This window comes from Pseudomonas sp. BNK-7, assembly GCF_048072025.1.
GTDB lineage: Bacteria > Pseudomonadota > Gammaproteobacteria > Pseudomonadales > Pseudomonadaceae > Aquipseudomonas > Aquipseudomonas danubii.
Map to the genome: position 1 here is coordinate 2660882 of NZ_CP182252.1, position 25910 is coordinate 2686791.

General features: G+C 62.8%; 24 protein-coding genes and 1 tRNA gene. 9 read left to right on the top strand and 16 right to left on the bottom strand.

What is annotated here, in order from left to right; translation table 11 throughout:
- Position 1 precedes the first annotated feature (1 nt).
- A complete protein-coding gene (locus ACMGF8_RS12420; protein ID WP_102861572.1) occupies positions 2-1576 on the top strand; it encodes an aldehyde dehydrogenase (NADP(+)) in 1575 nt (524 codons plus the stop codon).
- Positions 1577-1692: 116 nt separating this feature from the next.
- Positions 1693-2706: an Ldh family oxidoreductase gene (locus ACMGF8_RS12425; RefSeq protein WP_102861573.1), complete on the top strand. Its 1014-nt coding sequence runs from the start codon at positions 1693-1695 to the stop codon at positions 2704-2706.
- A 51-nt stretch (positions 2707-2757) separates the two neighbouring features.
- On the opposite strand, the gene ACMGF8_RS12430 is transcribed toward ACMGF8_RS12425, so the two are convergent.
- Positions 2758-4914, bottom strand: coding sequence for a TonB-dependent receptor (locus ACMGF8_RS12430; protein WP_416759794.1), 2157 nt, complete (start codon positions 4912-4914; stop codon positions 2758-2760).
- A gap of 228 nt (positions 4915-5142) precedes the next feature.
- Here ACMGF8_RS12430 and ACMGF8_RS12435 point away from each other — a divergent pair, with 228 nt between their 5' ends.
- Positions 5143-5679 carry a GNAT family N-acetyltransferase gene (locus tag ACMGF8_RS12435; RefSeq protein WP_102861575.1) on the top strand — a complete coding sequence of 179 codons (537 nt, stop codon included), beginning with the start codon at positions 5143-5145 and terminating at the stop codon, positions 5677-5679.
- A gap of 66 nt (positions 5680-5745) precedes the next feature.
- Here ACMGF8_RS12435 and ACMGF8_RS12440 read toward each other — a convergent pair whose 3' ends face one another.
- Both ACMGF8_RS12440 and ACMGF8_RS12445 read right to left on the bottom strand, forming a co-directional pair.
- Positions 5746-6120 carry a hypothetical protein gene (locus ACMGF8_RS12440; protein ID WP_102861576.1) on the bottom strand — a complete coding sequence of 125 codons (375 nt, stop codon included), beginning with the start codon at positions 6118-6120 and terminating at the stop codon, positions 5746-5748.
- Between the two features lie 223 nt (positions 6121-6343).
- Complete coding sequence (locus ACMGF8_RS12445) at positions 6344-6631, bottom strand: hypothetical protein (RefSeq protein ID WP_115581784.1); 288 nt, start codon at positions 6629-6631, stop codon at positions 6344-6346.
- 559 nt (positions 6632-7190) lie between these two features.
- Between ACMGF8_RS12445 and ACMGF8_RS12450 the strand changes: the two genes are divergently transcribed.
- On the top strand, positions 7191-8966 hold the full coding sequence (locus tag ACMGF8_RS12450) for a sensor domain-containing phosphodiesterase (protein ID WP_102861578.1): 1776 nt from the start codon (positions 7191-7193) through the stop codon (positions 8964-8966).
- Positions 8967-9011: 45 nt separating this feature from the next.
- Here ACMGF8_RS12450 and ACMGF8_RS12455 read toward each other — a convergent pair whose 3' ends face one another.
- A complete protein-coding gene (locus ACMGF8_RS12455; protein WP_102861579.1) occupies positions 9012-9740 on the bottom strand; it encodes a class I SAM-dependent methyltransferase in 729 nt (242 codons plus the stop codon).
- Between the two features lie 261 nt (positions 9741-10001).
- Between ACMGF8_RS12455 and ACMGF8_RS12460 the strand changes: the two genes are divergently transcribed.
- The gene (locus tag ACMGF8_RS12460) at positions 10002-10427 is read left to right on the top strand and encodes an SMI1/KNR4 family protein (RefSeq protein ID WP_416760300.1); all 426 of its coding nucleotides are present in this window, start codon (positions 10002-10004) and stop codon (positions 10425-10427) included.
- 164 nt (positions 10428-10591) lie between these two features.
- Here the strand turns inward: ACMGF8_RS12460 and ACMGF8_RS12465 are convergent.
- The 5 genes from ACMGF8_RS12465 to ACMGF8_RS12485 form a co-directional block, all read right to left on the bottom strand.
- Positions 10592-10665, bottom strand: a tRNA-Gly gene (locus ACMGF8_RS12465).
- Between the two features lie 156 nt (positions 10666-10821).
- Positions 10822-11706, bottom strand: coding sequence for an alpha/beta fold hydrolase (locus tag ACMGF8_RS12470; RefSeq protein WP_102861581.1), 885 nt, complete (start codon positions 11704-11706; stop codon positions 10822-10824).
- Between the two features lie 325 nt (positions 11707-12031).
- Complete coding sequence (locus tag ACMGF8_RS12475) at positions 12032-12724, bottom strand: 16S rRNA pseudouridine(516) synthase (RefSeq protein WP_102861582.1); 693 nt, start codon at positions 12722-12724, stop codon at positions 12032-12034.
- 33 nt (positions 12725-12757) lie between these two features.
- The gene (locus ACMGF8_RS12480) at positions 12758-12976 is read right to left on the bottom strand and encodes a cysteine-rich CWC family protein (protein ID WP_102861583.1); all 219 of its coding nucleotides are present in this window, start codon (positions 12974-12976) and stop codon (positions 12758-12760) included.
- A complete protein-coding gene (locus tag ACMGF8_RS12485; RefSeq protein ID WP_250329257.1) occupies positions 12969-14456 on the bottom strand; it encodes a sensor domain-containing diguanylate cyclase in 1488 nt (495 codons plus the stop codon). Before ACMGF8_RS12485 ends, ACMGF8_RS12480 begins: the two co-directional genes overlap by 8 nt.
- 302 nt (positions 14457-14758) lie before the next feature.
- Between ACMGF8_RS12485 and ACMGF8_RS12490 the strand changes: the two genes are divergently transcribed.
- Positions 14759-15202: a hypothetical protein gene (locus tag ACMGF8_RS12490; RefSeq protein WP_115581787.1), complete on the top strand. Its 444-nt coding sequence runs from the start codon at positions 14759-14761 to the stop codon at positions 15200-15202.
- 49 nt (positions 15203-15251) lie between these two features.
- Here ACMGF8_RS12490 and ACMGF8_RS12495 read toward each other — a convergent pair whose 3' ends face one another.
- A complete protein-coding gene (locus ACMGF8_RS12495) occupies positions 15252-16364 on the bottom strand; it encodes an enoyl-CoA hydratase/isomerase family protein (RefSeq protein ID WP_115581788.1) in 1113 nt (370 codons plus the stop codon).
- A gap of 133 nt (positions 16365-16497) precedes the next feature.
- On the opposite strand from ACMGF8_RS12495, the gene ung reads away from it, so the two are divergent.
- On the top strand, positions 16498-17190 hold the full coding sequence (ung, locus tag ACMGF8_RS12500) for a uracil-DNA glycosylase (protein ID WP_102861587.1): 693 nt from the start codon (positions 16498-16500) through the stop codon (positions 17188-17190).
- Positions 17191-17336: 146 nt separating this feature from the next.
- Here the strand turns inward: ung and ACMGF8_RS12505 are convergent, their stop codons facing one another.
- The 5 genes from ACMGF8_RS12505 to ACMGF8_RS12525 all read right to left on the bottom strand — a co-directional run bounded on the left by ACMGF8_RS12505 (position 17337) and on the right by ACMGF8_RS12525 (position 22781).
- On the bottom strand, positions 17337-18368 hold the full coding sequence (locus ACMGF8_RS12505; RefSeq protein ID WP_416759800.1) for an AbrB family transcriptional regulator: 1032 nt from the start codon (positions 18366-18368) through the stop codon (positions 17337-17339).
- On the bottom strand, positions 18361-19875 hold the full coding sequence (locus tag ACMGF8_RS12510; RefSeq protein WP_102861589.1) for a tripartite tricarboxylate transporter permease: 1515 nt from the start codon (positions 19873-19875) through the stop codon (positions 18361-18363). The genes ACMGF8_RS12505 and ACMGF8_RS12510 overlap by 8 nt, the downstream gene beginning before the upstream one ends.
- A gap of 1 nt (position 19876) precedes the next feature.
- On the bottom strand, positions 19877-20335 hold the full coding sequence (locus ACMGF8_RS12515; RefSeq protein ID WP_102861590.1) for a tripartite tricarboxylate transporter TctB family protein: 459 nt from the start codon (positions 20333-20335) through the stop codon (positions 19877-19879).
- A gap of 58 nt (positions 20336-20393) precedes the next feature.
- On the bottom strand, positions 20394-21380 hold the full coding sequence (locus ACMGF8_RS12520) for a Bug family tripartite tricarboxylate transporter substrate binding protein (RefSeq protein ID WP_102861591.1): 987 nt from the start codon (positions 21378-21380) through the stop codon (positions 20394-20396).
- Positions 21381-21488: 108 nt separating this feature from the next.
- On the bottom strand, positions 21489-22781 hold the full coding sequence (locus ACMGF8_RS12525) for an OprD family porin (RefSeq protein ID WP_102861592.1): 1293 nt from the start codon (positions 22779-22781) through the stop codon (positions 21489-21491).
- Between the two features lie 235 nt (positions 22782-23016).
- Here ACMGF8_RS12525 and ACMGF8_RS12530 point away from each other — a divergent pair, with 235 nt between their 5' ends.
- Both ACMGF8_RS12530 and ACMGF8_RS12535 read left to right on the top strand, forming a co-directional pair.
- Complete coding sequence (locus ACMGF8_RS12530) at positions 23017-23688, top strand: response regulator (protein ID WP_102861593.1); 672 nt, start codon at positions 23017-23019, stop codon at positions 23686-23688.
- The gene (locus ACMGF8_RS12535) at positions 23681-25084 is read left to right on the top strand and encodes a sensor histidine kinase (RefSeq protein WP_102861594.1); all 1404 of its coding nucleotides are present in this window, start codon (positions 23681-23683) and stop codon (positions 25082-25084) included. The genes ACMGF8_RS12530 and ACMGF8_RS12535 overlap by 8 nt, the downstream gene beginning before the upstream one ends.
- On the opposite strand, the gene ACMGF8_RS12540 is transcribed toward ACMGF8_RS12535, so the two are convergent.
- Entirely contained in the window at positions 25070-25891 is an 822-nt protein-coding gene (locus ACMGF8_RS12540) for an HDOD domain-containing protein (RefSeq protein WP_102861595.1), read from the bottom strand. The genes ACMGF8_RS12535 and ACMGF8_RS12540 overlap by 15 nt on opposite strands.
- Between the last annotated feature and the right edge of the window lie 19 nt (positions 25892-25910).

The following is a 25910-nucleotide window of genomic DNA, read 5'->3' on the forward strand; positions in this document are numbered from 1 at the left end:
CATGACTGTTACTGGACAGATGCTGATAGGTCACACCGCCGTGCTTGGCGGCCAGGGCTCGATTCATGGGCTGGCCGCCGCCAGTGGCGAGGTGTTGCAACCGGCTTTCGGTGGCGCCTCGGCCGCTGAACTTGAGCGCGCCTGTGCCCTGGCGGAGGCGGCGTTCGATCCTTATCGCCAGTTGCCGCTTGCACAGCGGGCGGCATTTCTGGAGAGCATTGCCAGCCATATTCTGGGCTTGGGCGAGGAGCTGATTGAGCGCTGTCACTTGGAAACCGGCTTGCCCCGGGCTCGCCTGGAAGGTGAGCGGGGGCGCACCGTCGGCCAATTGCGCCTGTTTGCCCAGGTAGTCCGTGACGGCGGTTTTCTCGGGGTCAGGATCGACCCGGCGCAACCTGAGCGTCAGCCTCTGCCCAGGGTCGAGCTGCGCCTGCGGCATATCGGCCTGGGCCCGGTGGCAGTGTTTGGCGCGTCGAACTTTCCCCTGGCGTTTTCCGTGGCCGGCGGCGACACCGCTTCGGCCCTGGCGGCGGGTTGTCCGGTGATCGTCAAGGCCCACTCGGCGCACCCCGGTACATCAGAGTTGGTGGGGCAGGCCATTGCCCGGGCCGCACAGAGCCTGGGATTGCCCGAGGGGGTGTTTTCGCTGCTGTTCGACAGCGGCCGGGCCATCGGCCAGGGGCTGGTGGCGGACCCGCGGATCAAGGCGGTGGGGTTCACCGGCTCGCGCACGGGCGGGGTCGCGCTGATGCAGATCGCCGCATTACGTCCTGAGCCGATTCCCGTGTATGCCGAGATGAGCTCCATCAATCCGGTGCTGTTGATGCCCCAAGCCCTGGAGGCGCGGGCGGAGCAGATTGCCCCGGCGTTCGTTGCCTCACTGACCCAGGGCGCCGGGCAGTTCTGTACCAATCCGGGCTTGATCCTGGCCCTGGAAGGCTCGGCATTGCAGCGCTTTGAAAGCGCCGCCGCCGCTGCCCTAGCCACACAGGCAGCGCAGACCATGCTTACCCCAGGCATTCACCGCAGTTACTGCCAGGGCGTAGCCGCCCTGGCGGCCCATGCCCAGGTGCAGACCTTGGCCCAGGGCTTGGCGGGGCAGGGCACTCAGGCCCGAGGCGCGTTGTTCGCCACCTCGGCCGAGGCCTTCATGGGCTGCGCACAACTGCGGGAAGAGGTCTTTGGCCCGGCCTCGTTGATCGTTAGGTGCCCGGACTTTGCCGCCTTGCAACAGGTGCTGCAGAGCCTGGAGGGCCAGTTGACCATTGCGCTGCACCTGAGCGATGGCGATCACCCCCAGGTCCGCGCGCTGCTGCCGCTGTTGGAGCGCAAGGCCGGACGCCTGCTGGTCAACGGATTCGGCACTGGGGTCGAAGTGGCCCACGCCATGGTTCATGGCGGTCCGTTCCCGGCCACCTCCGACAGCCGCAGCACCTCGGTGGGCAGCCTGGCGATCCAGCGCTTTCTGCGTCCGGTGTCCTACCAGGATCTGCCTGAGGCGCTGTTGCCTGCCGAGCTGCACCGCGCCAATCCGTTGCAGGTACGGCAACTGCTCGACGGTCAGTTCTCCGGTTGATCCGGGGCGAGACGGCGCTCCTTCTGGAGCGTGCCGCCTCGCCCGTACCTGTTGCCCCCTCCATCCACCAAGACTCTCCCACAGGAGCGTTCCCCACCAGCCATAGAGGTTCCAGAATGTCTGAATACATCACCCTGTCACTGGATGAAGTCCGCGCCCAGTCGTATCGGGTCCTTACCCATCACGGCCTGTCCGAGGCACATGCTCGGGTGATCGCCGAGGTCATCACCCAGGGCCAGCGTGACGAGTGCCACTCCCACGGTGTGTACCGCCTGCTGGGCTGCGTGCGCTCGGTACGCGAGGGCAAGATCGACCCACAGGCCGAACCCAGCGTGCGGCACATTTCCGCCGGGGTGCTGGAGGTAGATGCCCATTACGGCTACTCGTTGCTGGGCTTTCACACCGGCTTGCCGTTACTGGCGCAAAAGGCTCGCAGCCAGGGTATCGCCGCCATGGTGATCAAGCACTGTTTCCACTTCTCTGCGCTGTGGCCGGAGGTCGAGGCGATTGCCGCCAGCGGCTTGGTGGGCCTGGCGATGAACCCCAGTCACAGCTGGGTGGCCCCGGCCGGCGGCCGCCATCCGGTGTTCGGCACCAACCCCCTGGCCTTCGCCTGGCCGCGTCCGGGGGGCCACCCCTTTGTTTTTGATTTCGCCACCAGCGCCATCGCTCGTGGCGATATCGAGCTGCATGCGCGCCAGGGCACGCCGATTCCCAGCCATTGGGCCATAGATGCCCAGGGCCAACCGACCACCGATGCCAGGGCGGCGTTGCAGGGCGCCATGCAGACCTTTGGCGGCCACAAGGGGTCGGCCCTGGCGGCGATGATCGAGTTGCTAGCCGGCGCCTTGATTGGCGATCTGACCAGCGCCGAATCCATGGCGTTCGACGAGGGCGTGGGGGCGACACCTTGCCATGGCGAGCTGGTGCTGGCGTTCGATCCCCAGGTGTTTTTGGGCGAGGGTTATCAGCAGGGGCTGGAGCGGGCGGAAGGGTTGTTCGCGGCCATTGCCCAGCAAGGCGCGCGGTTGCCGTCGCAGCGGCGTTTTGAGGCCCGGGCGCGCAGCCTGGAGCAGGGGGTGCAGGTTCCCCGGGCACTGTGGAACGACATCCAGGCCTTGCTGCCATGACGCCCTGGGGGCGATGGAATCTCCATCGCCCCCAGGGTTCTGCGGGTCATGTCAGAAGCGCAGGTTGGCCGCCAGCTCGGCGGAACGCCCGGGCGCGACGGTGGCGAACAAGCCAACGTGGGACGCGTCGTAGTAGGTCTTGTCGGTGAGGTTGAGCACGTTGAACTGCAGGTCCAGGTTCTTGTTCACCCGATAGGCCAGCATGGCGTCGTAGCGCCAGTAGGCATCGAGGCTGCGGGTGTTTTCATCGTCGGTGTAGCGCTCGCCCACATAGTTGGCGCCGGCACCGACTTTCAGGCGGTCGGTGAGCATGTAGGTGCTCCACACCGAGGCGCTGTTGGGGGCGATGAATTTCATCTGGTTGCCGTTGAAGTCGGTGTTCATGCCTGAGGCGTACTTGACCGTCTTGGCATCCAGGTAGGTGTAGCCCGCTATCACCTCCCATTGATCGGTGAGGTAACCGGTGGCCCCGACTTCAAAACCTTTCACTTCGACATCGCCATCCAGGGTCACTTCGTTGCTGATCGGGTCGTAGGTCCGGGCGTTGGTCTTCTCGGTCTTGAACACGGCTGCGGTCAGGGCCAGGCGCTCGTTGAGCAGGTCCCATTTGGTGCCCAGCTCGAGGCTGCGGCTCTTTTCCGGGTCCAGGTTGCTGAGCCGGCCGCCTGCTGCGCCATCGGCGCCGCCCGACTGCCCGGCGGTTTCGCCCGAAGGGTTGAACGAGGTGCCGTAGGACAGGTAGATGCTGCCGTAGGGCAGGGGCTTGAAGACGATGCCGCTTTGGTAGGTCCACATATTGCTGCGGTTGCTCTGGCTGGGGTCCCTGACGTGATAGGCGTCGTAGCGCAGGCCCAGGTTCAGGTCCCATTGCTCGTGCAGGGCGAGGGTGTCCATCACATAGACGGCGCGGTTGTTGTGTCGGGTGACGGTGTGCTGACCGTCGTCTCGTAGCACCGGGGCGAATGGGTCTTTGGGATTGGGGTGATTGAGGTCGCCCAGGTTGCTGTTCTTGGGGCTTGCATAACGATTCTTGACGTCGATCCGTTCGCGCGAGAACTCCAGGCCCGCGCTGTAGCTGTGGCCGATGGAGCCGGTGTCGAATGTGCCGAAGATGTCGGTCTGGTTGATCAGCGATTCGTTGACCACGTTGCGCCCGCGAGCCGCACGTTGCACGGTGTTCGCCTGTTCCTGCGCCGCCGTGGATATCGGCCGGCTCATGACGTAGTCCTGCATGCTGCGGCCCTGGCGGGTGGTGTTGCGCAGGGTCAGGTGGTCGTTGAAGTCATGTTCCAGTTGCAAGGTCGCAAGGTCTGCCGAGGTCTTGCGGAAGTCGCGCTGGGTGAAGCCATAGAAGTTGTCGCGGTCGACCTTGATCGGCTTGCCGGAGATTTCCGATACCGGGATGCCCTGGTCGGGCATGTCGTCGGTCTGCAGGTGGTAGTAGCTCAAGGTGGCGCGGGTGTCGGTGTTCAGGCCGAAGGTCACGCTCGGTGCCACGCCCCAGCGCGACACTTGCACATGATCGCGCCCGGGGGGATCGGCTTCATGCTTCATGGCGTTCAGGCGCAGGGCCATGTTCTGTTCGGGCAGGTACTGGTTGAGGTCGAGGGTGCTGCGCCGCAGATGATCGGTGCCCAGGGTCAGGCTGCCGGCGCTGAAGTTCTCCTGCTGCGGTACTTTGCTGATCAGATTGATGGTGCCGCCGGTGGAGCCGCGTCCCGAGTAGGCCGAACCCGGGCCTTTGACGATCTCGATCTGCTCGTAGTTGAAGACTTCATGGTTCATCCGGCCGACGTCGCGGATGCCGTCGATCATGATGTCGGTGCTGGCCTCGAAGCCGCGGATGAAGGGGCGATCCCCCAGCGGCGTTCCGCCTTCCCCGGCGCCGAAGGTGATGCCCGGGGTGGTGCGCAAGGCATCGGTCAGGGTCGACACGGCACGTTCCTGCATCAGGGTGTCGGTGATGATGGTCACCGACTTCGGCGTTTCCCGCAGGGGCGCGGTGAACTTCACCGAATCCGAGGCCTCACGCTTGTAGCCGGGCTGATGCACCCCTTGCACATGGGTTGGCGCCAGGGTGACAGGTGTCGCCTCGGTGTGACGCTTGGCGTCTTCAGCAGCGGCTCCCAGGCTGGCTTCGCTGAGGGCCATCAGACCGAGAGAGGTGGACCACAACTTCCAGGGTTGTGGGCGGGCGGGACTGGACATTGAGATAGAGCCTCCGTTTTATTTGGAAGCGATTCTCATTAGATAATTATTATCATTCAATCAGATAGTTCTGAACAATGGTGTCGAAAAGTGTATGCGTGGCTGTATACGAAGTGAGGGGGCTTGATCGGGTTTGCTGTGCGGAGCGACGTGTTTTCTTGCGGCGGGCCGTTTTCTTTTTCCGCCAGCCGCTGTTTCATGGTCGACCATCAACCCAGGAGATCACGGATGAATCTGCACTTCGAAACCCCCAACCTGATATTGCGTCCACGCACGCTCGAACACTTCGAGGCCTGCTTGCGCATGGACCTGGACCCTGAAGTCACGCGCTTCACTCCGGGGATCTGGGACGGTGGGCAATGGCATCGGGATTTCCTGCGGTCGCGTATGACCCAGGACTTTGGTGAGCGATGCGGTTATTGGGCGATCTTCGCCAAGGAGGCCCCGGACGATTTACTGGGCTGGGTCTCGTTCATTCCTTTCGACGCCGTGGGCCCGGAACTGGAGATGGGCTGGCGTCTGGTGCGGCGGGCCTGGGGCCGGGGGGTGGCCTCTGAGGCCGCCAGGCGCATTGTCGAGCACGCCTTTGCCGACCCGGAGGTCGAGCGGATTGTCGCTGATGCTCACATCGACAATGGCGCCTCGTTGGCGGTGGCTCGCAAGCTGGGTTTTCGTTTCACTCACGACGGCGAGTTCGAAGGCCTGCCAAGCCGGTTTTTCGAAATGACCCGTGAGGATTTTCATCAGCAGACAGCGACCGGTTGAAGGGCTGCTGGCTCTGGGGAGACGGGGCGCCGTTGCGTGGCGCCCCGCAATGAAGACCGTTGCCGGTCAAAGGTGACGACTGACCCACCACAACACCAGGAAGGCGATAAGAGCGGCCAGGGCTGACAGCTGGAACAGATTGATCAGCCATTTCAGGCCCAGGGGGAAGTTCTTGTAGTCGCGCACGTCCAAGCCGCCATTGCGCAGAAAGAGGTGGGGCATGGCGAACATTCCGCCGATGCACACCAGCATGCACAGACGGCTGAGAGGGTCTTTGCCCAGCAGTGGCATGCGAATGGCGACGACCCGGCAACGGGCCAGGTATTTGACCATGTCATCGATCTTGAAATAGCCCAGGTAGACCTGGATCACCAGGGACACCAGTCCGGACATGACCACCAGAATCCAACCCGCGGTGTAAATATCTTTGGCGTTGCACATATCTATTCAGTGACCTCCTCAAGCTTCACGACCAGGCGTTCAGCGTCGCACTCCTCCAATGAGCCCTGGCACGCAGGGCAGCCGACCACCATAGCACCCCTGGACCAAGGAGGGGCGCAGGGCTCCCCAGGGGCAGGAGAGTTGTAGCGACCCTAGCCGGGGGCTGGCCCGGTTGCCATGAGACGAGTACCAAAGGCACGGGGGGCGTGCCGGAGGAGAGGGGTCAGAGCTTGGCGCAACGTTCCACGTCGGCCTGGGTGGTGACCTGGGTGTCGATGCCCAAACGGTACTTGCAGTAGTCGATGATCATCTGCCGGTACTCGGGCGTGAGCTTTTCCACGCGCCGGTAGTCGCCGTCATTGGCGTGGATATTGAAGAACTCCAGGCGCAGCGTCGGGGACTGCTTGATAAACCAGCGGGTGTGGGTCTCGGCTTCTTCCAGCTCGGTGTAGTAGCCGACGTTGAGCACCACCAGCAGGCCGAGGAATAGCAGGAATACGAGTTTTTTCATGGTACGGCTCCATCCATGGGCAGGGCGGCGCATGGTTCCGGCTTTGCTCATGCTTGGCAAGGGCCTGTCATGAATTGTCACGCTTGCCGTCGGCAGGTTCAGCCAGCAGACAGTCGCAGGCTGTTAAAAGATTCGGACGCCCGGCAGGAGCAGGGTAGTGACAAGGGGGCAAGAAGGTCGGGACTCTGGAACTGGCCTGATGATGCAATAGCAAAGAAAGCGATCTGCGGATCGCTTTTTTTGTCTTCGCAAGGTATGCGCCTGCCGATCTGCCAGGGTTTGCAGAGAGGGGCTCGAGCAGGACGCAATGGCCGGCAAGGTCGCTTTGTCATGGGGCGCTAGCGCTCTGGAACGGTCTTTTCAAGGTTGCTATGTATTGTTTCGGGCAATACCGTTCGTCCGACGGATGGAATTGGCAAGCACTAGTCACTGCGTCATGCTGTCGATGGATGTCGTAATGCCACCATTTTGGGCTCAACCCGTTTCCAGGTGGTGTTTTCCCCCTGCGCTGCTGAGATAGGTTTTCTGATGAGTGTGTTGATCCTGCCTGAGGCGCGGTATGCCCGATAAGGCGTTGGTCGAGGAGCAGCGCCTGGCTGCTCTGTATGCCCTGGAACTGCTGGACACGGCCCGTTGTGAGCGTTTTGATCGTATTTGTCGTCTGGCGGCGCAGTACTTCAAGGTACCCACGGCCCTGATCACTCTGGTGGATCGGGATCGCCAGTGGTTCATGTCGCGGGTGGGCTTCGTCGCCGAGCAGACCCCCATCGATCAATCGTTCTGTGCCTACACCATCAAGTCCGGCGATGTGTTTGAAGTGGAAAACGCCCGCCGGGATGTGCGCTTTCATGCCAATCCCCTGGTCACCGAAGATCCGTGCATCGGCTTTTATGCTGGCGCGCCGCTGATCACATCCACCGGCCATGCCATCGGCAGTTTGTGCGTCATCGATAAACAGCCCCAGCGCTTGAATGCCGTCGAGCGCCAGCAACTGCGGGACCTGGCGTGCCTGGTGATGGAGCAGATCGAGCACCGTCAGCGCCAGACCCGTCGCGATCCGGTCAGCAGCCTGCCCAATCGGGAGCAATTCCAGAGCGATCTGTACGACCTGGCGGAACAGCATCCTGGTGAAAAGCGCGTGCTGGTGCTGGTGGATGCGGTGGACATGACCGTGGCTCACGAGCTGACCCTGGCCATGGGCATGGCTCCGTTTGAAATCATCGTGCGCTTCCTGGCCCAGCAACTGCTCACCTACCTGGGGCGGCATGTCCGGGTGTATCACGTCTCGGTCAAGCGTTTTGGCTTTCTGCTACCGGCAGCGCCGGGCATCGAACGTTTTCTCGAAGGGCTGGTTCGGCGTTTGCGGCGCCAGCCGCCGGGCCTTGAGTTGCCGATGATTCCCGGGGTATGTGCGGGCACCGTGGAGTTCTCCACGGACCGCGACGCGGTGCCGGACGTGCTGCGCAAAGCCATGTTCGCCCTGGAGCTGGCGACCTTGAAGCGCAGCACCTGGGCGCCCTATGACGTGGTGCGGGACCAGGCCTATCGACGTGCCTTCAATCTGGCGTCGGACATCAGCGAAGCCCTCGACAGCGGACAGATCTACCTGATGTTCCAGCCGCGCTTCGCCCTGCCCGATGGTGCCCAGGTCAGCGCCGAGGCGCTGATCCGCTGGGATCACCCTTGGCTGGGACCGATTTCCCCGGCGGAATTCATTCCGGTCATGGAGCGCAACGCCCTGATCCACCGGGTGACCCATTGGGTGATCAACGCGGTGCTGGACAGGCTGCACAGCTGGAGTTCCAGCGATGTACAGCGCCTGTCGATCAACCTGTCCCCCCAGGATTTCGAGGACCAGGACATTGCCGATGTCCTCAGGGAGGCCTGCCAGCGTCACCGCATCGATCCCCGGCGCCTGGAGGTGGAGATCACTGAAGGTGCCTGGCTGCGCTCCAACCCCAAGGTGCTGGATCAGTTGAGCAAGATACGCGGCCTGGGCATGGACGTGGCCATCGATGATTTCGGTACCGGCTACAGCAACTTCGCCTACCTGCATCAGATTCCCGCCAATGTGGTGAAGCTCGACAAATCCATGGTCACGGACCTTGAGAGCAGCGCCCAGCACCAGAAGATCACCCGTTCGGTCATTGCCCTGGCCAGGGAGCTGGGCTATCGCACCGTGGCCGAGGGCATCGAGAGTTTCAAATGCCTGCAGATGCTACGGGCCTTTGGCTGCGACGAAGCCCAGGGCTATTTCCTGGCCCGGCCCATGGCCCAGGAAAAATTCCTCGCTCACAGCGGGGCCCGGCGTTTTCCGTTGCAGCAGGGCTTCTAGCAGGCAGGGCAAGCCTGCCGAGGTGGCCGCGCAACGGCGGCCGCCTCAGCGCTGGGCGGCCACCAGCAACATCATCGGTCGCTCGCGCTCTTCTTCCAGAGCCGGTTGCTCCAGCACCTGCTGGGCGCTCGGTCCCCACTCCTCGACATGGCGAATGCTGAACCCTGTGTCGATCAGGGTGTTGAGCAGAGTGCCCAGGGTCCGGTGCTGCTTGATCACGCCCTCCGCCAGCCAATGGGTCACTCGTTCGCCTTCTTGCTGGTAGCTGTCCAGCGGCCAGGATTTGCGGCCCTGGTCATCCACCTGCCAACCCGGGTTGCGCGGGGCCATGAAGATCGGGTGCTCGATGGAGAACACCAGGCGTGCCCCGGGTACCAGGGCGGCATGGACCTGGGTGAACAGCCCGCGCAAGTCCTTGATGTAGTGCAGGGCCAGGGAGCTGTAGGCCAGGTCGAAGCTGCAGGCGGGCAGGCTCAGGTGTTCCAGATCGGCCCGCTGATAATCGATGTTGGGCGCCGAGGTGCTGGCGCGGGCGGTCGCCAGCATCTTTTGCGAAACGTCCAGGCCCAGTACCTGTCGGGCTCCCTGTTCGCTGGCCCAGCGGCTGAACCAGCCATAGCCGCAGCCCAGGTCCACCACCTTGAGACCGTTCATGGTGGGCAGCAGAGCTTGCAGGGCTGGCCATTCCGGTGCCGCATCGAGGCCGCCGAGGGAGCGGCCCATCTGGCTGTAGCCCTGGAAAAAGGTCGGATCGTCGTAAATATTCTGGGTCATGCAGCGTTTCCTTGAGGTTCGTGTGCAGCCGTGATGTCGGGTGGATGATGCAAAAGACGCGGCTGAGGTTTTTCCTCTGACCCGGTCACGGCGATTTTCACTCAGTGTGGGTTATGCATTATCGTGCGCCACGCCTCAAGCGATCAGCGTCGTCATCGACACCAAGCCAACCGATAGCGGTGGGTGTTCGTCTGTAAGGGCCAACCGAATCCCTCGAACCCGGGTCTGTACCCTAAGCGAGGCACCTTGGGCAAAGCGCGAGTGATAGGCACGACAATAGAGGCCATTCATGCTGCCGAGACGGCATTGGGGCGAACCTTGCCCAGGTCATTCGTGGACTGGCTGCTGGAGCACAACGGCAAGGCGCTGGGGGGGCTGGAAGTGTTTCCTGTCTTTGATGCGTGTGATCCCCGCAATACCTGGGAGTCGATAGTCCGCCATTTCGAGCAAGGCTGGCGGGCTTGGCAAGACACTTTCTCCGGCATCGCGCTCGACTGCTCCAGCCTGCTGCCGTTCGCTCAATTTGGGACGGGCGACTATTACTGCTTCGATTACGCGGTACTGGGCGACGCCGGTGAGCCGGTTGTGGTGCTGTGGTCCCATGAGACGGGTCGAACCTGCGTCGTTGCGGATGACTATGCCGCTTTTTTGGCCAATCCCGATCAGTTGTGCCACGCACCCGGCTGATGGGCCGTTGGCACAGGTCGATGCTGAAACAGCGGCGCTCCAATGATCTGCACGAGGCTTGGGCTTGGTTCGCTAGGTTTGCTGCTGGGAGGGGAGGAGATCGTTTGAATCAACGACCTGAGAAGCTTCTACAGATATCTGCGGGAGCCCGCAGATTGGGGAAGTGGAGCGGGTGAAGGGAATCGAACCCTCGTTATCAGCTTGGGAAGCTGGAGTAATGCCATTATACGACACCCGCTCGAACGGCTGACTTTGTACCAGAAGTGGCCGGGGATTTGAAGTTTTTCTTTATCTGACTTGTGCTTGCGTGTCGGTTGAGGTCGCCACAGGTACCTCACCCGCCAGGAAAAACAGGGTTTTTCAAGGCGGGGTGACGGCCTGTGGCGACGGGGTTTCAGATGGCCCGTGCATGCTGATCATGAACATAGTGTGGACGCGAGCGGTTGTCGTACTGGGCTGGCTTGAGGAAGCCCAGGAGTGCCTGGCGACTGTCGCGGCAGGCCGCCTTGTGTTCCATGTCGAGAAAATGTCCGGTGGCCTGGATGGTGCTGAAGCTCGCGTGCTGTACATGGTCGGCGAACAGCTTGGCGTCGTTGGCTGAGGTGTATTCGTCCCACTCACCGTTGAGAAACAGCACCGGCACCTGGATGTTCTTCGCCGCCCGCAAGTAGCACTGGCGATCGCCGTTGAGCACATGGCTGATGTGGAAGTGCATCTGCCCGTACTCATGCTCCGCCAGGCTGCTGACATGGCGATAGTTGAAGCGCTTGAACAGCGACGGCAGGTGTTTGCCGATGGTGTCGTTGACCAGGTGGCCGACGCGATGGCGGTCGAGGCTGCCGAGGTAGTCGACACCGCGCTCCAGGTAGTCGCGCATGGGTTCGTTGAGCACCGGCGAGAACGAGCTGATCACCGCCTTCTCGATGCGTCGAGGACGTTGGGACAAGGCCTGCAAGGCCGCGGCGCCGCCCCACGAGAACGACAGCACATGCTCGGCGGCGAAGTGCTCGATCAACTCCAGCAGGATCTGCCCTTCCACTTCCTTGGTGAGCATCCGTTCGTGCTTGTTGTGGGCCTTGGACCGGCCCGCGTAGGGCTGGTCGTAGAGCACCACGTTGAACTGCGGGTACAGATTCTTCACGGTCTGGGCAAAGGACGCAGTGGTGGCCATCGAGCCGTTGACCAGAATGATGGTCTTGTCTGCGGCATCTGCGCGATAGAACTCCGTGTAAACCCGATACTGACCCTGTATATCCAGCACAGCGATTTCTGGCCTCATGTCATAAGACTCCTGGCAAGCGGGTATGCGCGCAACATTGAGTGTGCACGGGCAATGTGACAGGTAGGCATACGCCTGGAATCGGAGCCCATGTCGATCCGGTAATGCAGGTCGACGGGTATTGTTATAGGCGGGCGATTTACCGGGTTGAATGCAGAGCAGGCAGGGCTCAGGCCGGCAAAAGGTTTCTTAGATGTGTATGGGTGACTCATCGGTCACATTTCGGCCGACGGACTGATTCAAGCAGGGCAACCGGGAACCTGCAAGTGCGTTGGGCAAATTGTTCGACAGCTTCTGCCCAGCGGTCATTCAGCGGGACGCGGCGTCAGATCAGGCGGATTTCGTCTGCGCTGAGGGGGCGGTATTGGCCTGGGGCAAGGCATTCATCCAGTACCAGTGGTCCCATGCGTTCGCGGTGCAGGCGCACCACCTTGTTGTTGAAGTGGCCGAACATCCGTTTGACCTGGTGATAGCGCCCCTCGACGATGCTCAGCCTGGCGCTATGAGGGCCGAGGATCTGCAATTGCGCGGGCAGGGTGGTGAGGTCCTCGAAGGCGAAATACAGACCCTGGGCGAAGGTCTCGATGTACTCGGGGCCAATCTCCTGCTCGGTTTCCACGTAGTAGAGCTTGGGCAGCTTGGTCTGCGGCTGGGTCAAGCGTCGCGACCAGCTGCCGTCGTTGGTGATCAGCATCAGCCCGGTGGTGTTGTAATCCAGGCGCCCGGCGATGTGCAGGTCCTGGGGATCCGGCTCGTGGATCAGCTCCAGCACGGTCCTGTGCTCCGGGTCGCGGGTGGCGCTGACACAGCCCATGGGCTTGTGCAGCATGAAATAACGCGCCGGCTTGCCGACCTGGAGCACTTCCTCATCCAGTTCCACGCGACTGAACTCACGGACCTCGGCCTTGGGGTCGCTGACCGGCTGCCCGTCGATGCGGATGCGGCGTTGCACCAGCAGCAGGCGCACCTGCTGACGGTTGAAGCGGGGCAGGTTGCTGAGGAAACGGTCAATGCGCATGGTGATCGGCGGTTGGGGGCAAGGTGAGGAGGTTCAGGAGCGTGGCAAGGTGCCGGCGCGCAACTGCGCTTCGACCCCGGCACAACGGGGGCACAGGCAGGAGCGGTCGCGCAGCTGTGGCGGCAAGGCTTCGATGATTGCCGGGTCGATGCTCACGCTGTAGCACCAGCAGGCTTGGTCCGCAGTACGCGGGTCGGCCAGGGTGCAGTCGTTGCGGGCACCGCAGGCCGGGCAAAGGTCAGGTTCATTCATGGCTGGAGTGGGGCATTTCCACACAGGTTCGATTGCGTCCGCTCTGCTTGGCGCGGTACATCGCATGGTCGGCACGGGACAGCAGGCTGTGCAGGGTGTCTGCCGATTGCAGAGCGGTCAAGCCGATACTGACGGTCAGTTGCAGAGGCTGCCCTTCATAGTAGTAGCGCTGTTGTTCGGTCTGCTGGCGGATCTTCTCGGCAATGACCAGGGCGGCGCTGCTCTGGGTGTCCTTGAGCAGGACAATGAACTCCTCGCCGCCCCAGCGGCAGACGATGTCGGACTGGCGCAGGCAGTCCTGCAGGTCACGGGCAAAACCGCTGAGCACCAGGTCCCCGGCCAGATGGCCGTAGGTGTCGTTGAGGCGCTTGAAGTGATCCAGGTCCAGCAGCAGGGCGCACAGTGGCGTCATGTCCCGCCGCGCTTCCTGCAGAGCCTGGGCTGCCAGCAGATCGAAGCCGCGACGATTGGGCAGGCGGGTGAGGCTGTCGAGGGTGGCCTGGGCCTCGATCTTGCGCCGGTAGCGACGCACCACGCCGCTGAGCAGGATCAGCACGATGCTGGTGACCACCAGGCAGATCAGCAGGTTCAGGTACAGCGACTGACGGATGCTGTTGAGGGCGCCGTCTTCGCGCTTGTCGACGAACAGGTACCAGTTCAGTTCGGGAATGAAACGCACATTGAGAAAGTGCCCCTGGCCCTGGGTCGAGTATTCGTAGCTGCCGCTGTGGGGCTTGGGCAGTTGGGTCATGAGTTCCTTGAGGCTGTCCAGGTCATGCAGGGATTGGCCGCTGCGGGCGCCCTGGGGCCCACCGTCGGCGCCGGTAAGGACGATGCGGCCGAAGGTGTCGACGAAGTACACACTGCGCTGGTAGCGCTGCTGGTACTTGTCGATCAGCTTGATCACCGCGTCCACCGTCAAGCCCACTCCAGCCGCACCGATGAAGCGCTCCTGATAGTCGTAGACCTTGTAGTTGATGAAGAAGGTCAGTTTGTCCTGGTTGGCCAGGTCCGGGTCGACGTTGATTTCATAGGGCGTGGCCATATCGCGTACGCGAAAGTACCAGGCGTCCCGGGGCTCATCGACCTTGACCTGCTTCAGCACGCCCTTGGCCTGGTAGTAGGTGAGGCTGGTGTTGGAGACGAAGAAGGCGGTGTAGGCGCCATAGTGGGTCATGACCTCGTTGAGGTAACGGGTCATCTGGGTAGGGTCGCGTTCGCCGGCTACCACCCAGTCACGCATGAAGGTGTCGCGGGCCATCATCGAGGAGATCAGGACCGGCCGTACCAGGTCCTTCTGGATTTCCGAGTACACGGTGTCGGAGGTCAGGGGCAGCTCGGTGTTGACGATGCTGTCGCGGATCGAGTCCCGGGAGGCGTAGTAGCTGAGCAGGGAAGTGGCGAGGAAGCCGCTGCCCAGCAAGGTGATCAGGACCAGTACCAGCGAACGTTGCGAATACAAGGGAGAACGAAGCGGCATGGCAATTCCGTGATAGTGGCCCGATGACGCATTCTAGTGGCACGGCGCGCAAATAACTCGTTCATCAGCGCACTGAGTTGTCTCGGAATCGATACGCGGCATGGTGTTTTTCCGGCGCCGGAAATGCGACTCCGAGTCGTCCTGACAGGGCGGTTACCGGCGGTCGAAGGACTTGTATCAACGTGTTGCCAAAATCGCACCAGAAGGGGTTTTCGCGGTCAGATATTTCGTCAGTCGGCCTGTTGTCGACTGCCGCCTGCCAGCGTCGCTGGTGTGGCTTCTTCGCGGTCCAGGAGGCCGCCATGTATCGTCGACTTCTGCTTGTTGCATTACTGGGTTTGAGTCTTAGCGCGTGCGTCCCTTATTACGGTGGAGGTTCAAGCTATTACAGCTCCGAAGTCTACAGTTCTCCCTCGCCTGCCTATTACTACGGTGGTGGTTCTTCCTATTACTCCACTGGCCGCAGTTACTACGCACCGCGTTACTACCAGCCGGCACCCCGTTATTACCAGTCGGCTCCGCGTTACTACCAACCGGCTCCGCGCTACTACCAGCCACCCCGGGCGGTGTACCGGCCGTATCCGAACCAGGGCTGGGGCGGGCACGATCGCCACAGTAACTGGGGCAACAACAATTGGGGCAACAACGGTGGCCATCGGGAATGGGGCGGTCACGGCGGACGTGGTGATCGTGGCCGAGGCGATCGTGACCGGGGCGACCATGGGCGAGGCGGTCGCGGCCATTGATCCCGAGTGGGCCAAAAGCCTGTAGCCGCTGTCGGCGGCTGCAGGCTTTTTAGTAATCCGTCAGGTCCGCCAGGGGATGACGGCCTTCCCAGGCCTTGTGGAAATGCGCTTGCACCACCGCCTCGGGCACGCTGTTGATATCCGACCAATGCCAATGGGGCTGATGATCCTTGTCGATCAGGCGGGCGCGCACCCCTTCGGCGAATTCCGGGTGCCGGCAGCAGTTCAGGCTCAGGGTGTATTCCATCTGGAATACCTCGGCCAGGGAAAGGTAGCGAGCACGGTGGATCTGCTCCCATACCAGGTGCGCGGTCAGCGGGCAGCCCTCGACCAGCGTCTTGGCCGCTCGGCTGTAGAGGGCATCGCTGTGGTTCTGCAACTGGCTGATGGCACGCCAGGCACAGGCCACGTCACTGACGTCCAGCCAGGTGTCGATCTGCTGCCGACGCGGCAGCCATTGGGCTTCGGGCAGTTGAGCCGAGGCTTCCTGCTGCAAGGCCTTGAGCAAGCTGTTGAGTTGCCTTGGCGTCTGTTCCTGCCAGTTCAACTGCAACAGCCCCTCGATCAGTGCTTCCTGTTGTTCGTCCAGCAGGAAGCGGTCGGCGAGGTTCAGGTCCAGGGCATCGCGGCCATTCATGTGGGCGCCGGTCAACCCCAGGAACAAGCCGAGTTTGCCGGGCATGCGCGAGAGGAACCAGCTGGCGCCGACGTCGGGATACAGGCCGATGCTGATTTCCGGCATTGCCAGGCGACTGCTGGGGGTGACGATACGAATCCCGGCACCTTGCAGCAGACCCATGCCACCGCCCAGCACATAACCGTGGCCCCAGCAGATCAAGGGTTTGGGATAGGTGTGCAAGCGATAGTCGAGACGGTATTCCGCTGCAAAGAAATGCCCGGCCAAGGCCGGTACTTCGCCAGGGTGATCGAGGCAAGCCTGGGCCAGGCTGCGTACCTCGCCGCCGGCACAGAAAGCCTTGGCGCCGTTACCCCGCAGCAGCACACAGACCACTTGCGGGTCCTTGGCCCAAGCATCGAGACGCTCGCTCAACTGCTGGATCATGGGCAGCGACAGGGCATTCAGGGATTTTTCCGCGTCCAGGGTGGCAATGGCGATGCGTGCGCCATCGGTGCCGGTGAGTTCTTCGACGTGCAGGTTCATCGTGACCTCGAGGGGAAATAGAAGCGCTCAGTATGATCGCTGGTAGGGAAAGTGCAGGTTCCGTGTCAGATCAATTGACAAGCGAAGTCGGCTTTCCTAGGGTGCGGCCATTGTTTTTTTCACGGGCATGGCCATGACTGCTGACGATCGTATCAAACTCGAACCGAGCTGGAAGGAAGCGCTGCGTGCCGAATTCGAGCAGCCCTACATGAGCGAACTTCGCGAATTCCTGCGCCAGGAACATGCCGCCGGCAAGGAAATCTATCCGCCGGGTCCGATGATCTTCAATGCCTTGAACTCAACGCCGCTGGACAAGGTCAAGGTGGTGATCCTCGGCCAGGACCCGTACCACGGACCGGGCCAGGCCCATGGCTTGTGCTTCTCGGTACAGCCCGGGGTGCCCGCGCCGCCCTCGCTGGTGAACATCTATAAAGAGCTCAAGCGTGACCTCAACATCGACATTCCCAACCACGGCTACCTGCAAAGCTGGGCCGACCAGGGCGTGCTGATGCTCAACACCACCATGACCGTGGAGCGGGCCAACGCGGCATCCCATGCGGGCAAGGGCTGGCAGTTTTTTACCGATCGGATCATCGAAGTGGTCAGCGAGCACCAGCCGCACCTGGTGTTCCTGTTGTGGGGTGCCCACGCCCAGAGCAAGCAGAAACTGATCGATGCCACCAAGCATCTGGTACTGACCTCGGTGCATCCTTCACCGCTGTCGGCCTACCGCGGCTTCCTCGGTTGCGGGCATTTCAGTCGCACCAACAAATACCTTGAGCAGAATGGCGAGACGCCCATCGAGTGGCGCTTGCCGCCGTTGTAACTATTGCTCGATTGGGGGGCTGCTTGGTGGCAAAACCACCTGCGACTTGAACCAAGGCATATCTGTAGCCGCTGCCGCAGGCTGCGAACGGCCCGTAGGGACGCGGCGGTGAAGGCTGTGAACCTTGTCGCCGCCCGCGGCAGCGGCTACAGGGGGCCTTTGTTCCAGTGGCGGAACAGGGGCTCGGCGAGAAACAGTACGAACAACAACCTCATCACCTGCATGGCGGTCACCAGTGGCACCGACAGTTGCAGGGTCTCGGCCGTCAGGCTCATTTCCGCTATACCGCCGGGCATCATGCCCAATGTCAGCGAACGTAGATCCAAGTGGGTCAACACACTCAGGCCCAGGGCCGCAAGGCCGGCGATCAGCATGCTCAGAGCGGTGCCGATCAAGGTCCGTCCCATGAACGACGGCGCCCGGCGGAAGAACTGCCGATTGAAGTGACAGCCCAGGCCGCTGCCGATCAGCCATTGGCCCACCTGACTGCCGCCCTCGGGCAGGCCGATGTGCAGGTCCCAGGCGATGCTCACCGTAGCGCTGAGCAGCAAGGGGCCGAATAGCCAGGGGTTGGGTTGGTGCAGACGCTGCCAGATCCAGGCCAGCAGCGCGCCCGCGGGAAACAGCAGGGCCAGCCACTGCCAGTCCACGCTGGTGGCATGCAGGGCGGGGGGGCCTTCCCCCAGCAGATATTTGAAGGCCGCTGGAACACAGAGCACCACGGTCAGCACCCGCAGGCTCTGCCCAGCCGCCACGCGGCTGAGCACCGCTCCATTGCGCGCGCCGAGATTGACCATCTCCCCGGAGCCGCCGGGCATGCTGGAGAAAAACGCGGTGGCCCGGTCTTCTCCGGTGCGCCGCAGCAACCACACCCCGACCACGCAGGACAGGCTGGTGACCAGGGCGCCGAAGAAGATCAGGCCAAAGTGGCTCATGACCTGTTCCATCACCTGCGGCGTGAAGTGCAGGCCAATGCCGATGCCGACCACCCATTGCCCGCATTTGCGGCCGCCGGGGATTTCCGCCAATTGCCAGGGCGTCAGGCAACGCACCAGGATGATCGCCAGCAACGAGCCGACCATCCAGGGCAATGGCCAGCCGATCTGGCTGGCGAGATAACCGCCAGCCAGTCCCACCAGGGGCGTGCCCCACCATTGTCTGAAGCGGGCTTCAGACATCGGCCACGGCACGTTGCTGGGCCGAACGCTTGCGCCAGATGCGCAGCAGCGGCATGAACAGCATGAGGAGGGTCAACACCCAGACCCCGACCGTGATCGGGCTCGACCAGAGGATCTCCATCGCGCCATTGGAGATCGACAGCGCCCGGCGCAGGTTCTGCTCCATCAAGCCGCCGAGGATGAAGCCCAGCAGCACTGGCGACAGCGGGAAGTCCAGCTTGCGCAGGATGTAGCCGAAGATGCCGATACCCACCATCAGGAACAGGTCGAAGGTGGTGGCGTGCACCGCGTAGACGCCAATCCCGGTAATGATCGCGATCACCGGCACCAGGGCCCAATTCGGCACGGCGAGGATGCGGGTGAAGAGGCGGATCATCGGGATGTTGAGGATCACCAGCATGATGTTGGCGACGAACAGCGAGGCGATCAGGCCCCAGACAATGTCCGGCTGCTGCTGAAACAGCAGTGGGCCGGGCGTGATGTTGTACAGCGACAGGGCGCCGATCATCACCGCCGTGGTGCCGGAGCCGGGAACGCCGAGGGTCAGCATCGGCACCAGGGCACCGCAGGCCGAGGCGCCGATGGCGGTTTCCGGGGCGGCCAGGCCGCGCTTGTCGCCTTCGCCGAAGGTGCCGCTGGCGCCGGCGATGCGTTTCTCGGTCATGTAGGCCACGGCGCTGGCCAGGGTCGCGCCGGCACCGGGCAGTACGCCCATGATGAAGCCCAGCAGGCCGCAGCGGATGTTCACCACGAACACCGAGGCCGCTTCCTTGAAGTTGAACATCATGCGTCCGGTGGCTTTCACCGCTTCCTGGCCGCGATGGGTCTTCTCCAGCAGCAACAGAATCTCGCTGATAGAGAACAGGCCCAGCACCAGCACCACGAACTGGATGCCGTCGGTGAGGTGGATGTTGTCCCCGGTGAAGCGGTACACGCCGCTGTTGGCGTCGATGCCCACCGCCGACAGGAACAGGCCGATCAGCGCCGCAATGAAGGTCTTAAGCGGCCGATCGCCGGCCATGCCGCCCAGGCAGACGATGGCGAACACCATCAGCACGAAGTATTCCGCCGGGCCGAAGGCGATCGCCCATTTGGCCAGCAGCGGGGCGAACAGCACCATGCCGCAGGTGGCGATGAAGGCGCCGATGAACGAGCTCCAGGCCGAGAGTGACAGGGCTACGCCCGCCAGGCCTTTGCGGGCCATGGGGTAACCGTCCAGGGTGGTCATCACGGTGGAGGCTTCGCCCGGAATGTTCAGCAGGATCGAACTGATGCGGCCGCCGTATTCGCAACCCAGGTACACCGCCGCCAACAGGATCAGCGCCGACTCCGGCGGCAGGCCTAGGGCGAAGGCAATGGGGATCAACAGGGCCACGCCATTGATCGGGCCCAGGCCCGGGAGCAGGCCGACCACGGTGCCGATCAGGGTGCCGGACAGGGCGGTGACCAGGTTGTAGGGGGTCAGTGCAACGCCGAAGCCCTGGCCCAGATAACTGAGGGTATCCATATCAATTCTCCAGAACGTCGAGCAGGCCGAGGGGCAGTGGTACGTCCATGACCCGGTCGAACAACCAGTAGAGGCCGACACTGAGCAGGCTGATGATCACCAGGCTAGGCAGCCAGCGGCCGCCGTAGAGCCGTGCCATGGGTACGCCGATGAGGACACTGGCGACGATGAAACCCAGGGGTTCGAAGGTTCCGGCGAACACCAGCAGCAAGGTCACGCAGATCGTGATCTTGGTCAGGGTTTCCCGGTCCAGGGGCGGTTCATCTTCGCTGTGCTTGATGGGTGTCGGGCGAAACAGCATGTACAGCAGGGCCAGCCCCATCAGGCCGAGCATCAGCAAAGGGAAGGCCCGCGGGCCCACGGGTTCATAGGAAAAGGCCGCCTGATACGGCCAGGCCATCAGTGCCAGGCCGGCACAGGCCAGCAGCAACACCGCAGCGAAGAGACGTTGAACGAGCATGGCTAACTCCTGGGCGCGGCCCTCGATGCGCGAGGGCCGCGCCTTTAGCAAGGGACGGTCACTGGATCAGGCCGAACTCTTTGGCCAGGGTCTTGTAGTCGGCCACCTGTTTCTTCACATAGGTGTCCAACTCGGGGCCGGTCAGGGCGAAGGGGAACAGCTCGCGCTGGTCACGCAGCTTGGCGAACTCTTCGGAGGCCAGGAGCTGGTCGAAGGCATTTTTCCACCAGGCGTATTCCTCGTCGGTGACTTTCGGCCCGAGGTAGAAACCGCGTACCACCGGCCAGACGATGTCGTAGCCCTGCTCCTTGGCGGTGGGGATGTCTTTCATTTCCGGCTCGTCCAGACGCTGTTCGGAGAACACCGCCAGCAGGCGCATGTCGCCGGCCTGGATATGGGGCATGGAGTCGGAGATGTCGGTGCTGCCCACCTGGATGTGTCCGCCCAGCAGGGCGGTGGCGATTTCACCGCCGCCTTCCAGGGCGACGTAGCGCAGGTCCCGGGGGTTGATCCCGGCGGCCTTGGCGATCAGTGCGGTCTGCATCCAGTCCTGGCTGCCTACGGTGCCGCCGGAACCTATCACCACTTTGCTTGGATCTTTCTTCAGGGCTTGGACCAGATCGTCGAGGGTCTTGTAGGGCGAGTCGCTTTTCACCGCGATAGCGCCGTAGCTGGTGCCGACCGCTGCCAGCCAGCGCACCGCGCTTTCATCGAAACGGCCGAACTTGCCCTGGGCCAGGTTCAGCAGCGAGCCGCTGGACCAGGCCACCAGGGTTCCGGCGTCGGCGGGACGCTGGGCCACCACGGCGTTGTAGGCCACGGCACCGACACCGCCAGGCATGTAGGTGACGCGCATCGGCTTGGTGAGGAGTTTTTCGTTGACCAGGGCGCTTTGCGCCAGCTTGCAGGTCAGGTCGAAACCGCCGCCGGGGGAGGCCGGGGCGATGCATTCCGGGCGTTTGGGCTCGGCGGTCGCGGCCAGCAGTTGGCCGGCGAACAGCATGCAGCCGGCGGCGAGGGCTAGTTTGCGCAGTGAAAGGTCCATGAACGTCTCCACAGGAGTTGTTGTTATCGGTATGTCCGGGTCATCCCCGACCCTTTTTCCGCAGGAGCTGGCAAGCCAGCTCCTACGACGCAGCGTGATACGGGTGGCTTACCACAGGGCCACGCTGTAGCTCACCAGCAGGCGCACTTCATCGGCATCGCGTGCCGAATAGTTGGAACGGTAGGTGGCGTTGCGCAGGCGCACGGCGACGTCCTTGAAGGTGCCGCTTTGCACCACGTATTTGACCTCGGTGTTGCGTTCCCACTCTTTGCCGGTGTCGCCGTTTTTCAGGGCGATGTTGTCGCCGCTGAGGTAGCGGGTCATGAAGCTCAGGCCGGGAATCCCCAGCTTGGCGAAGTCGTAGTCATAGCGGGCCTGCCAGGAGCGTTCCTCGGCGCCGGCGAAGTCGTTGATCTGCACGAAGTTCACCAGGTACGGGTCGCTGCCATCGACATAGGGGAAGGCGCTGTCGCCGGACATGTGCTGGTAGCCGGCGCTGAGTTTATGTCCGTTCAGGGCATAGCTCACCAGGCCGTTGAGGGATTTGTTGTCGATCTTGCCGCCCCGGGCCTGGCCCTGGTCGTCGCTGATGGCCAGGCGCAGGTCGGTGCCGAAGGTGCCCGGTCCCATGGGCTGGGACGCTACCAGGCCGAGGAAGTGCTGGTTGTAGACATCGTCCAGTTGGGCGAAGTGGTAGCTGCCGGTGATCTTGTCGGTGAACTTGTAGTCCAGGCCGCCGAAATTGAAGTGCTTGCCGGCCACGGTGCCGGCGAAGCGGCTGTTCTTGTTGTTGAGGCGGATGTCCTCGTAGTTGCTGTCGTCGCGGTCCTTGGCCTTGTCCAGGCGCCCGCCGGTGAAGGTCAGGTTCTTGATTTCCTTGGAGGTCAGCAGGCCGCCTTCGAAGGTCTGCGGCAGGATGCGCCCGTCGTTGGGCTTGAGGATCGGTAGCTCGGGGATCAGGCTGCCGATTTTCAGTTCGGTGGCGGAGATCTTCACTTTGCCGGTCAGGCCGAGCTTGGAGTACTGGTCGGCGGCGCGTCCGTCATCGTGGGTCGGCAGCAGGCCGGTGCCGGTGCGGTCGGGGCTGGAATCGAGCTTGACCCCGAGCATGCCCAGGGCGTCCAGGCCGAAACCCACGGTGCCTTCGGTGTAGCCCGACTGCAGGTTGAGCATGAAACCCTGGGCCCATTCATCGCGCTTGGATTGCTGGGCGCTGGTGCCGTCGCGAAAGTCGCGATTGAAATACATATTGCGGGTTTCGAAGGTGGCGCTGCTGTCTTCGAAGAAGGCGGCCTGGCTTAAGGGCGCGACACCGGCGAGGGCCGCGGCGCTGGCCAGGGCAGTCGGGGTCAGACGGGAAAAAAATACAGGTGTGACGGCGTGAGGGCGCGTGGACGGCATCCAGGGGTACTCCGTTATTGTTCTTATTTTGACGAAAACGCTTCGAGGCGTTTTGCGTATCAGCGGCCATCAGGGCCAGGGCAGTCGAGACTGTCCGTAGCCGGACTCTAAAGGGCCAACCTTTCGCTAACCTTTCAACGTACTTTCACGGTTTTCGGGCTTCACAGCGGCGAATGCAGCGGTACACTCCGCGCCAAAGAGCGGCGTCGATCCCCCCGGAACGAGGTAAGAAAACATGCGAGTCCTGCTCGTCGAAGACCATCTGCAACTGGCCGAAAGTGTCGCCCAGGCGCTCAAGAGCACCGGCCTGACCGTGGATGTGCTGCACGATGGCGTGGCCGCCGACCTGGCTCTGGGCAGTGAGGAATACGCCATGGCGATCCTCGATGTCGGCCTGCCGCGCCTGGACGGTTTCGAGGTGCTGGCGCGCCTGCGGGCCCGGGGCAAGAACCTGCCGGTGCTGATGCTCACTGCCCGCAGTGACGTCAAGGATCGGGTCCACGGTCTGAACCTGGGGGCCGACGATTACCTGGCCAAGCCGTTCGAACTGACCGAGCTCGAAGCCCGGGTCAAGGCGCTGTTGCGCCGTAGCGTGCTGGGGGGCGAGCGCCAGCAGCGTTGCGGAGTGCTGGCCTATGACCTGGATACCCGACGCTTCACCCTGGGCGAAGAACTGCTGACCCTGACGTCCCGCGAGCAGGCCGTGCTCGAGGCATTGATTGCCCGTCCCGGCCGGGTGATGAGCAAGGAGCAACTGGCCTCCCAGGTGTTCGGCCTGGATGAGGAGGCCAGCCCGGATGCCATCGAGATTTATGTCCACCGTCTGCGCAAGAAGCTCGATGGCCATGCAGTGGCCATCGTGACGTTCCGTGGCTTGGGTTATCTGTTGGAAAGCCGCGATGCATAGGCCCAGCAGCCTGCGCTGGCGGTTGCTGTGGAACCTGGCGCTGCTGCTGGTGGTGCTGATGCTGGCCAGCGGCTTGAGTGCCTACTGGAACGGCCGTGAGGCCGCCGACACCGCCTATGACCGCACCCTGCTGGCCTCGGCGCGGACCATTGCCGCCGGGTTGTCCCAGCGTGACGGCAGCCTTAGCGCCAATGTGCCCTATGTGGCCCTGGACACCTTTGCCTACGACAGTGCCGGGCGCATCTATTACCAGGTCAACGATATTCACCAGCAACTGATCTCCGGTTACGAAAACCTGCCTGGTCCGCCGCCGGGTACTCCGCGTACCGATGACTATCCGGCCCTGGCGCGCTTCTACGATGCCACCTATCAGGGCCAGAACGTGCGGGTGGTGAGCCTGCTCAAGGCGGTCAGCGAGCCGAACATGAACGGCATGGCGGAAATTCGCGTGGCGGAGACCGACGAGGCGCGTGTCGCCATGGCCCGCAGCTTGATGGCCGACACCTTGCTGCGCCTGGGAATGCTGGCCATGGGGGCGTTGCTGCTGGTGTGGTTTGCGGTGAGTGCCGCCTTGCGTCCGCTGGAACGTTTGCGCGGTGCGGTGGAGGAGCGCCAGCCCGATGACTTGCGGCCGCTGCCGCTGGTTTCGGTACAGCGTGAGTTGTGGCCCCTGGTGCGGGCCTTGAACCATTTCACCGAACGCCTGCGGGGGCAGTTCGAGCGCCAGGCACAGTTTATTGCCGAGGCCGCCCATGAGTTGCGAACACCGCTGGCGGCACTCAAGGCCCGTCTGGAGCTGGGGCTGCGTTCCAGCGAGCCGGACACTTGGCGTACGACCTTGGAAAGCGCGGCCCAGGGCACCGATCGCTTGACCCACCTGGCCAATCAGTTGCTGTCCCTGGCCCGGGTGGAAAATGGCGCCCGGGCGATCGCCGAGGGCGGCGCACAGTTGCTCGATCTCAGCCAGTTGGCCCGGGAACTGGGCATGGCCATGGCGCCTCTGGCCCATGCCAGGGGGGTGGCCCTGGCCCTGGAAGCCGACGAGCCGGTGTGGCTCAAGGGCGAGCCAACCCTGCTCAATGAACTGCTGAGCAACCTGGTGGACAACGCCCTGGCCCACACGCCGTCGGGCGGCAATGTGGTGCTGCGGGTATCGGCGCCGGGGGTGCTGGAGGTGGAGGACGACGGGCCGGGTATTCCCCTGGAGGATCGCGACCGGGTCTTCGAACGTTTTTACCGGCGTAATCAGCAGGTGGCCGGTTCGGGGTTGGGGCTGGCGATCGTGGGGGAAATCTGTCGCGCCCATCTGGCACAGATTAGCCTGCACGATGGCCTGCCTTCGGGGCTCAAAGTGCGGGTGAGTTTTATCGCGGGGTCAGGATCAGTAGAGCATTGAGCGGGATTCTTGCAGCTCGCTGCACATGGCCTGGTTTTCCGGGTCGATCCCCAGCTTCTTGAACGCCGGCACGCTGAAGGCGTCAATGCGCGAGAGGGAGTGATCTGTGTCTTTGTGGCAGTACAGGGTCGCCACCTGGACCAGGTCGACGTAGTCGATCCCGCTGGTCTGGCGGTTGAATTCCAGGTAGTGCCCGGGGATCTCCACCAGTTGCTCGGGGAACTCCCAGACCCGTAGCAGCTTGTCCCCCAGCAACGGGTGAATGCGTTCGATCACGTGATTGAGGCTGACCGGGTCGGAAAGCAGTTCGTAGTGGTCTTCGGCGTAGGTCAGGATCGGCAGCACGCCGATCTGGTGTACCAGTCCGCCGAGCGCTGCCTGGTCGGGCTTGAGCTGGGTGTAGCGGCGGCACAGGGCATAGCTGACTCCGGCCACTTCCAGGCTGCGGCGCCACACATCGTGCATTTTCTGTGCAACCACCTCGGAGCGGGCATTGAAGATCTGCTCCATCACCAGGCCGATGGCCAGGTTGCTGCTGTAGTTGACTCCCAGGCGGGTGATGGCGGTATGCAGGTCGGTGACTTCCTGGGCCGCCCGCAACAGTGGGCTGTTGACCACCTTGATCAGTCGCGCCGACAACGCGGTGTCGCGGCCTATCACTTTGCTCAGGGTGCTGACGCTGATTTCCGGGTCTTCGGCGGCCCGGCGAATCTGCATGGCCACCTCCGGTAGGGTTGGCAGAACCAGGTCATCGTTGTCGATGGCCTCCACCAAATCCTGTTGGACCTTTTGCGCCAGCTCAGTCATTTCAGTTCTCTAGGGTGTT